The sequence below is a fragment of the Parafrankia colletiae genome, from assembly GCF_001854655.1.
GTDB lineage: Bacteria > Actinomycetota > Actinomycetes > Frankiales > Frankiaceae > Parafrankia > Parafrankia colletiae.
Window position 1 is genome coordinate 1 of sequence record NZ_MBLM01000041.1, and the last position, 7,291, is coordinate 7,291.

At 69.5% G+C, this 7,291-nt stretch carries 2 protein-coding genes and 2 pseudogenes; 2 read left to right on the top strand and 2 right to left on the bottom strand.

Annotation, left to right across the window (positions count from 1 at the left end; genetic code table 11):
* Positions 1–588 precede the first annotated feature (588 nt).
* Positions 589–978, bottom strand: a complete 390-nt coding sequence (locus CC117_RS06800; protein WP_071082903.1) for a winged helix-turn-helix transcriptional regulator — start codon at positions 976–978, stop codon at positions 589–591.
* Positions 979–1,085: 107 nt separating this feature from the next.
* On the opposite strand from CC117_RS06800, the gene CC117_RS06805 reads away from it, so the two are divergent.
* Both CC117_RS06805 and CC117_RS40875 read left to right on the top strand, forming a co-directional pair.
* The gene (locus CC117_RS06805; RefSeq protein WP_071082904.1) at positions 1,086–1,721 is read left to right on the top strand and encodes an NAD(P)-dependent oxidoreductase; all 636 of its coding nucleotides are present in this window, start codon (positions 1,086–1,088) and stop codon (positions 1,719–1,721) included.
* Between the two features lie 286 nt (positions 1,722–2,007).
* Positions 2,008–2,082 (top strand): annotated as a pseudogene (locus CC117_RS40875) (integrase core domain-containing protein); the annotation flags it as partial.
* Here CC117_RS40875 and CC117_RS06810 read toward each other — a convergent pair.
* A pseudogene (locus CC117_RS06810) lies at positions 2,074–6,983 on the bottom strand (diguanylate cyclase). The pseudogenes CC117_RS40875 and CC117_RS06810 sit on opposite strands and share 9 nt — an antisense overlap.
* Between the last annotated feature and the right edge of the window lie 308 nt (positions 6,984–7,291).

The following is a 7,291-nucleotide window of genomic DNA, read 5'->3' on the forward strand; positions in this document are numbered from 1 at the left end:
GGGTGGCGGGTGACCCCGGCGAGGTGCACCCGGCGGGAGTCCAGTTCGATGAAGAACAGGACGTGCAGCTTGCTCAGCAGGATGGTGTCGACGGTGAAGAAGTCACACGCGAGGATGGCGTGGGCTTGGGCGTGCAGGAACTGTCGCCAGGTGGGGCCTGCGCGGCGGGGTGCGGGATCGACCTGGGCGGAGCGCAGGATCGTCCAGACGGTACTGGCCCCGACCGAGTAGCCGAGTCGGACGAGTTCGCCGTGGATGCGGCGGTAGCCCCAGCAGAACGGTGCCGGGCGACTTGGCGGCGTAGCACGGCGAGTTCGTGGCGGAGCACGAGGATCTCGGCGTCTTCTGCCGCCGAGATCCTCGTGCCACCAGCCCCAGCCAGCCGACCAGTCGACAGAAGACGAGGTAGATCAGCCGGACCGCCATGGCCACGATCATCCACGTGGTGGTGTCCCGGTCAAGAGCGCTTGTAGCCGGTAGAGGTACAGGTGTCCGATCCCCTCCGGGGAAGGACTATCGATCATCGGATGAGACAGAAGCCCTGGTCCGGTCCTGCGGACGAGTTTCGGGCACCCACAGGTCGCCGCATCATCCGGCGTGGTCGAAACGGATGGCGCGGTCGTATGCCTCGCGGGCGTTGAGGAGCTGGTCCCAGTGCTGCTCCACCCAGGCACAGGCGACCGCCATCGGCTCCAGCATGCTGCGGCCAAGCGCGGTCAGCTCGTACTCGACATGGAGAGTGGCCCTGGCATCCAGGACACTGCGGGTGATCAGGCCGTCCCGTTCGAGGGCTCGCAGCGACTGGGTGAGCACCTTGGGAGTGACCCGGCTCAGCGGCACGCGCAGCTCGGAGAACCGGCGCGGCCCGTCTTCGAGGCAACGGATGATGAGCGCCGCCCACTTGTCGCCGAAGCGGACCGGGTTGAGCGAGGACGGGCACAGCTCGTCGAACATGTCGGCGCGCAGGGGCTCCCTCATGGCCTCACGATAGCCAGACAACCGGTATCCCCGTGGTAACCGCCGTCCCCGATAGCGTCCGCGCACCGGCCGGCGCGGCAGCACCGGCCCGAGGAGAGGCGGTTGCCGTGAACGCGGTTGGCACAAACATTGTGGTGTTCGGCGCGGGCGGGCGTGCAGGGCGGCAGGCCGTCGCCGAGGCACGTCGGCGCGGCCACCGGGTCACCGCCGTGGTGCGCGACCCCGCACGCCACCGCGACCTGCCATCCGACATCCGGGTGGTGGCCGGTGACGTCACGGACGCGGTGAGCGTCGAGCGTGCAGCGGCCGGACAAGACGCGGCCGTCAGCGCCGCGGCTGACCTGTCCGTGCCAGCACACGACTTCTTCACCGCATCGTCTCGCGCGCTGGCCACCGGTCTGGCGACGGCAGGGGTCCGCCGCCTGGTGGTCGTCGGCCTCTCCTCGGTCCTGCCCGGGGCATCCGGCGCCGCGTTGATGGACGAGCCCGGCTACCCAAACGAGTACCGTTCCTTCTCCCTCGGCCACCTGGCGGGCCTCGACGAGCTTCGAGCCAGCGAACTCGACTGGGCGTACGTCGCTCCCGCCGGGGACTTCGACCATGACGGGACGCGCACCGGCCGGTACCGGATCGCCGAGCATGGCGACCCGGCCAGCCGGATCGGACACGCGGACTTCGCGATCGCGCTGCTCGACGAGATCGAGGAACCGCGCCACCACCGCGCCACCGTCAGCGTCCAGTAGGGGACAGATCGACGACATCCCTTTTGACTGGCGGCTGGCGGCTGGCGAGCTCGGCGGCGGTGGCCCGGGTTGGTCGCGGGGTGGCCGTAGAACTCGCAGATCATCCGGTTCAGTGTCCGCAGCGTGGTGTTGGACGTCAGCCCGACCCGGAACACCGGGAGGCGTTCGTGGCCCTCGTCGGTGACGGGCCCGTGCCGGCGGATCTGGGCGCGGTCGAAGCCGCGGGCGAACACGTTCGCGATCGTCGTCTTGCCCAGGCCGGGCAGGGCGTCGATGACGGCCGCGCCCACCCCGAACCCCACGGGCGAACGCCTACGCCGAACGGTTCGTCCGCACAGTCCGGACCGAGTACTTATCGCGATGCGGGGTGTGGGAGTGCATTTCTACCCGGTTGCGTCCGCCGCGTTTGGCCTGGTAGAGCTCGACGTCGGCGAGCTCGACAAACACCGCCATGGTGTCACCGGGAGTGGGAGTGATCCCCGCGACCCCGATGCTCACGGTGACGATGCGGTCGGTGACCAGCGGATGTGGTTCGGTCAGCGCCGCGACAGCGGAACAGAGATGTCGGGCCAGGCGGACGGCGGTGTCGGAGTTGGTGTCCGGCATGACCACAGCGAACTCCTCGCCCCCGTAGCGGGCCGCCGTGTCGGTGCTACGGACGTTCTCGGCCAGGCAGGCGGCGACCCGCTGGAGGCACCGGTCGCCGGCGGTGTGTCCGAAGTGGTCGTTGTAGAGCTTGAAGTGGTCGATGTCGATGATTGCCAGCGCGATGGGTGCGGCGTTGCATTGGGCTTCGTGCCATTCGGCGTCGAGGACTTCGTCGAGGCGTCGCCGGTTGGGTAGTCCGGTGAGCGAATCGGTGCGCGAGAGCTGTTCCAGCCGCCGGTTGGCGGCGGCGAGTTGCTGGGTCCGCTCGGCGACCTTGCGTTCCAGCGACGCGTACACCAGGGCGTTATCGAGCGAGGCCGCCAGTTGCCCGGCGATGAGCATGATCCCTTCGAGGCGTTCGGTGGAGAACGCGCCGCAGATTATCCGGTTCTCCAGCAGCAGCATCGCCCGCAGCTCGCCTCGGATCATGATGGGTACAGCCAGTAGCGAGCAGCGGTTCAGGTCGGTGAAGTACGGGTCGTGGCGGAACCGGTCGTCGCGGGTGGGGTCGGCGACGACGACAGGCTCGCGGGTGCGTTCGGCGTACCGGACGACCGAGGCCGGCAGCATCCGCCGCCGGCCGGCCTCCGGCAGCGAGACCGTGCCGCCGCCGCCGGATACCAGCCAGCCGCGGTCCTGCTGGTCACGTAGCAGGAAGTGAACGTCCGTGGCTCCGGTCATGGCTGACAGGATTCCCGCGACCCTGGTCCGGAGGCCGTCGAGGGTGGTCTCGGAGCTGAGCGTCTGGGAGGCCGCGATGATGCCGAGCAGGTCGATGGTGCCGGTTGTGACGGTGGAGCGGCGGGCAGAAGGCTCTGCTGATGGCTGGTCGGCCGGCTCCGCAGCCGTGGGCTCAACTCGTAGCTTCGGGTGGGCCCAGTCGAGCTGGCTGACCTTCGCCGTCGCGCCCCAGGCCAGGTACTGGCGGCGGGCCGCGGCCAGCAGCAGATGGCCGGTTTCCTCCATGCCGTGGGCCAGGTAGAACCGTGCGGCGCGTTCCAGGATCAGCGCCCGGTGCCACGGTCGCGCCCGTATGGATGCCTCTCGCTGTGCCACATCAAACGTGTACGCCGCCTCGCGGAAGTCGCTGGTGGTCCAGGCCCGCTCCGCCTCCACCAGGCGCAGTAGGTGCAGGAAGTTGGCCGGCGCGTCGGCTGCGCGCACGGTCAGCCATTCGATCGCCTCGTCCAGCTCGGCCAGCACCGCGCCACGCTGGCCCGCTTCCGCCGTGCGGGCCTGGCCCGCCAACGCCATGGCTCGCAGCAGGTACGCCACCGCCATCGGATAGAGCGCCTGGATAGACGGCAGCAACGGCATTGCGGCCGCCGTGCGTCGGACCAGCTCGCCCGGCTGATCGAGGATGGCTGCAGCGAGCGCCCGGGTAATGTGCAGGTGGGCAGCGGCGAACGGGTTGGCGGCCAGCCTGCCGAGCTGGGCCTCCTCACCGGCCGCCGAGGTGACGACCTCGCCTCGCAGCACTCTCGCCAGCTGGCCATAGGCCCGGAACGTCTCCTCGGCGTTACCGTTGCTGGTGCGTCTGGTGAACGCCAGGGCCTCGTCGATCTCAGCAACGAACGCATCAAGCAGTGGTGCGCAGTCCAGGATGGTGGACATCAGTACGTAGTGGGTCCAGCACGCGTTCTGTAGGTCACCTCCCTGGAGCAGGCCCTCCAGCGCGCGGCGCGCCGCAGCCAGGTTGTCCTCGAGCGGGTCGAACCAGTGGCAGGTACCGGCTGCATACAGGAACCACACCTGCCACACGTCAGGCTCATAGCCGCGCGCCTGACAGACCGCGAGGATCCGCCGCATCACGCGCCACCCGGTTCGGTAGTCCCGTCTGCGGACGACCGTCACAAAGGTGATGTGGCCGGCCGGGCCGAGCAGGGTGGGATCCGGGCCGTGCCGTGCCCATATCTCCAGCGTCGTCACGGTCAGCCAGGCCAGCATCTTCTGGTCGGAGAAGTATGCCGGGGGCATGAGCCGGTTGATGATCCTGGCGGTGTCGAGTTGCGAACGGTCGGTGATTCGCGGTCGCCGTAGATCGTCGGATTCGCTGGTCTGGTCGATCCACTGGTAGAGCGCGTCGAGTCTGCGGTCGATCTCCGCGTCGAGGTGGTCCTGATCCGGGACGGCGAGGCCGAGCTGTCGCAGCTGGTCGAGGCCAAGCCGCATCGCCTCGGCGGTGCGGCCCTGGCTGGTGAGGCTGCTGACCTGCACCAGGGTCGCCGCCGTGCGCTGCGCCGGATCGGTGCACAGCCGGCCGATGGTCTGGTACTCCTCGTCGGTCTCCTCAAGCCGCCCGAGCATGTACAGGGCCGCGTGCCGGCCGGTGTGGACGTCGATCAACTGGTCGGTGTCCGCCGGGTCGACGAGCCTCAACGCCGCGGTCAGGAACCTCTCCACCAAGGGGTGGTTACTCAGCAGCTTCGCCTCGTCGGCAGAGCGCCGGAAGAGACCGGCCACCAGTCGCCGTTCCTCGGGGGTGTGCACGGCGTCGACCACGAGCAGGTACTGCGCCGCCGCCACGGCGAACAGCTCAGGTCGGTCGGCCAGAGCCCGGGCCAGGCACAGTCGCATGGCGCGTTCGGCCTGCGGGGTGAGGCCGCTCAGGACGGACTCCTGGGCCTTGTCGTGACGAAAGCGCACGCTCTGCCGGCCGTCGGATTCCAGCACGAGAAGCCCGTCGGTGAACGCGGGGGCGAGCCGCCGCTCGATCTCATCCGCCGCAAGCCCGGCGGCGACCTCCAAGAGGTCGAGTTCCACTCGGCCGGCCAGGCACGCCATCATGGCCAGCATCTCTCTGGCGGCCGGCGACAACACGGCCACGCGGGCACGCAGCAGCCCGGTCACGTCCACGCAGTCCAGTCGGCGGCGCAGCATGGCCTGCTCCCATCGCCAACCATCGTCTCCGAGGGCCAATACGCCGTCATGGCGCAGCGAGTTGAGTAGCTCCACCGTGTCGTACGGATTGCCCGCGGTCGACGGCGCGATCAGCCGTGCGAGCTCCGCGCCGCGCTCTGGGGACAGGCGCAGTAGGTCGGCGACCATGGCCGTCTGGTCTGCTGGCGGCAGATTACCCAACCGCAGGTGCTGCGGCCCGGCCGGTTGGCGGCTCCAGCGGGCGAGCATCGGCGCCAGCGGGTGGGTGGCGTCCACCTCCCTCTCCCGGTACGCGCCGACCAGCAACAGTCCCTCGATCTGTTCCTCGCCACCGAGGATCAGGTCGAGGAAGCCCAGCGGCGTCCGCCCGGCCCACTGCAGGTCGTCGACGAAGAACACCACCGCGCGTTCCCGGGAGGCAACGGCGCGTAGTGTCTCCACTGCGACGCGCTGTGCTCGCACCTGTGCAGTCATCGGGTCCCCCAGCGCCGGGGGAACCCTTAGCAGCGCCGCCAGCTCCGGCACGACGGCGGCGGCCAGGCCGGCGTTGGGTCCCAACGCCCGCAGGAGCCGCTCCCGCACCTCGACCAGACAGGCCTCCGGTTCGGCCAGCAGCAGCCGACCCAGCGCCCGCAGCGCCTGGCGGACTGCGTCGTACTCCTGGTCCCGGCGGTACTGGTCGAACTTGCCCGCCACGAACCAGCCGTCGTCACCGGCCACGATCGGCCGCAGCGCGTTGACCAGGGACGTCTTGCCCACCCCCGGCGGGCCGCTGACGAGGACTCCATGGCAGCGGCCCGCCAGCGCGTCGGCGAACGCCGAGCCCAGCTCGGCGATCTCCTCGTCGCGGCCGGCCAGCCGGGACGGCGTCAGCGGCCGCGCCGGAAGATCGTGCTCGCCGGGACGCACCACCGCGGCGCCGCGGTGGACCAGCGCGAGATCGTGCGCCAGCCCGTCCGCGCTCTGGTAGCGATCGTCCGGCTCCTTCTCCAGCAGATGCAGGATGATCCGCGACATGTCGACCGGCAGCGACGGGTTCACCGCCGCCGGCGGTGCCGGCACTCGCGTGAGATGGTCGTGAACTGTCCGCAGGGGGTCGCCCGCGCCGAACGGTGGTGTGCCGGTCGCCAGCTCATAGAGGGTGGCCCCGAGCGCGTACAGGTCGGCCCGCTGGTCGATGGGGCTGCCCGTCCGGCCGGTCTGCTCCGGCGCCAGGTACGGCACCGTCCCGACGATCTCGTTGTGGTGGAGGAACCCCGGCTCGACCTCCGCGCAGTTCGTAGCCAACGCGAAGTCGATCAGGTGTGGCACGCCGCGATCCCCACCCAATACGATGTTCGCCGGGCTGATGTCCCGATGCACCACACCCCGCCGGTGCATCGCCGCCACGGTGCGCGCGAGCGATCCGGCCAGATCGACCAGCTCGGCCGGCTCCAGTGGCATGGTCCGCCCGGACAGCGCCGCACCGCCGACGTCGGCCAGCAGGATCGACCCCGGGCAGGTCGACACACCGTCCGCCAGTTGCACGACCCCCCCGACCCCGACCAGACGCTCGAGGACCTCAACCTCATGACGCAACCGCCGCTGCGAGCCAGGTCCCAGCGGCTCCTTCCGGATCACACTCCCAGCCGGGAACACCAGCCGAGTCACCCGGGTCTGCTCCGTCTCATGCAGCAGCTCCGTCCGCACCACCGCCGGCGGATCCCGGCTCGGTGGCGTTCGCTGAGATCTCATCCGCCAACCCCCACACCGAGCAACACGCAGCTCACTCTCAGCCTGCCCAGATCATGATGACGGCAACAGGCGGAGTGCCGAAGTCGGGCTTTACAGTCGCACGCCGACGACAGCGAACCGCGAACCCATAATGGGCCCCGAAACGGTCATAAACATCCATATCGCACCATCACTACCCCCTGTGGGGTGCCAGAACTCGGCCACCGGTGTTGACCTGGGGTTTTAGGCGGCTCGTTCGTATTCGTTGATCTTGCGCCACGAGCGTGAAGGGAGACTCTGATCTTGAGATAGACAGGGATCTTCTGGAG